A 1,780-nucleotide genomic window follows, 5' to 3' on the forward strand; every position below is an offset into this window, starting at 1 on the left:
CGCTCGATCTGGCGGGCCTTCGCGCGAGCGACGTCGCGTTCTGGACCGGCTGGGACGACGAGACGCTGGTCGCCACCGGCGCGCTGAAGACGCTCTCGGCCAGCCATGGCGAGGTGAAGTCGATGCACACGCTGCGGACCACGCGGCGTCGCGGCTTTGGCGGCCAGATGCTCCGCCACATCATCAGTGAAGGCCGCGCGCGCGGCTTGACGCGGCTCAGCCTCGAGACCGGCTCGTGGGCCTATTTCAAGCCGGCCCACGCGCTGTACCGGGCGCATGGCTTCGTCCTCTGCGGCCCGTTCGAGGGCTATGTCGAGGACCCCAACAGCCTGTTCCTGACGCTGGATCTGAGCGGCCGCTGAGCTCTCCGGCCGACTGCCGCAGTGCAACCGGGGGCCGAAAATTCCGTCGCGCCCCTCAAAATGAGTTGCGTACCTCAAAAAACCTCTGTTAGCCTTCAGCCATGGCCGATACTCTCACCGCCACTGCGCTGACGCTGAAGGACATCGCCCGCGAGGCGGGTGTCAGTCTCGCGACGGTGGACCGTGTGCTGCACAACCGGCCGGGCGTGCGGCCCGATACAGTGCGGCGCGTCAAGGCGGCGATCGAGCGCAATTCGTTCCAGCCCCACGTCGCCGCCGCGGAGCTTGCCCGCGGCCGCGCCCGCCGCTTTGCCTTTGTGATGCCGTCGGGGTCGAATCCGTTCATGCAGCAGATCGAGGCCTATCTCGGCGAGATGTCGGCCTGGCTCTCGGCGCGCCGCCTCAGCGTCGAGATGGTCACAACCGACGTGTTCGACCCGTCGGTGCTCGCAGGCACCCTGGAGGCGCTGTCGGGCGATTGCGACGGCGTCGCCGTGGTGGCGCTGGATCATCCGAGCGTCCGCGCCGCGATCAACGATCTCGTCGATGCCGGCACCAAGGTGGTGACGCTGGTTTCGGACGTGCCGTCGTCGCGCCGCCACCACTATATCGGCATCGACAACATCGCTGCCGGGCGCACCGCCGGTGCACTGGTCGGGCGGCTGGTCGGCCAAAAGTCCGGCAAGGTCGCGATCGTCGCGGGCTCGCAGGGCCTGCGCGACCATGCCGAGCGCATCTTCGGCTTCAACCAGGTGATGGCGTCGGAATTCCCTGGGCTCGGCGTGCTGCCGGTGCTGGAGGGGCGCGACGAGGACGATCGCTCGGAACAGGTTTTGGCGCGACTGCTGGGCAGGCATGCCGACATTGTCGGCCTTTACAATGTCGGCGCCGGTACGCAGGGCGTCACCAAGGCGTTGAGCGATGCCGGCCGCGACAAGCAGGTGGTGTTCGTCGGTCATGACGTCACCGTGCTGACGCGGCGGCTGCTGCTGCAGGGCGTGATGGATGCCGCGATCTCGCAGAACCCCGGACATGAAGCGCGAGCCGCCGTGCGCGTGCTGCTCGCCCTCGCCCGCGGCGAGCCGATCCTGCGCGAACAGGAGAAGATCAGGATCGACATCGTGATGCGGGACAATCTGCCCTAGTGGCAGCTGGCTATCGAACGGCCCGTGGCGGCCAGCGCGACGATCAAGATCGCGCATCGTCATGGGTAAAGAGGAGGATGGCGTGTATCTCGGACTGGACATCGGCACATCCGGTGTGAAAGCGGTGCTCGTGAGCGAGGCCGGCGCGATTGTCGCGACGGCCACGCGCGAGCTTGCGCTGTCGCATCCGGCGCCGCTGTGGTCCGAGCAGGATCCCGATTCGTGGGTCGATGCGGCGATCGGTGCGGTCGACGATCTCGCCGCTCGCCATCC

General features: G+C 67.6%; 3 protein-coding genes. All 3 read left to right on the forward strand.

Annotated features, from left to right (window positions below; all coding sequences use genetic code 11):
- A partial coding sequence (locus MOV74_RS37320; protein WP_246932419.1) for a GNAT family N-acetyltransferase occupies positions 1 to 362 on the forward strand: 362 nt, incomplete at its 5' end.
- Positions 363 to 463: 101 nt separating this feature from the next.
- Positions 464 to 1,507, forward strand: a complete 1,044-nt coding sequence (locus MOV74_RS37325) for a LacI family DNA-binding transcriptional regulator (RefSeq protein WP_246932421.1) — start codon at positions 464 to 466, stop codon at positions 1,505 to 1,507.
- Positions 1,508 to 1,589: 82 nt separating this feature from the next.
- Positions 1,590 to 1,780 (forward strand): FGGY family carbohydrate kinase (locus tag MOV74_RS37330; RefSeq protein WP_246932422.1); only part of this gene is annotated, 191 nt, incomplete at its 3' end.

Source organism: Bradyrhizobium sp. SHOUNA76, from assembly GCF_023006445.1.
Taxonomy (GTDB): Bacteria; Pseudomonadota; Alphaproteobacteria; order Rhizobiales; family Xanthobacteraceae; genus Bradyrhizobium.

Coding starts and splice junctions, on each gene's coding strand:
- MOV74_RS37325 (WP_246932421.1), top strand. CDS start 464: ATGGCCGATACTCTCACCGCCACTGCGCTGACGCTGAAGGACATCGCC.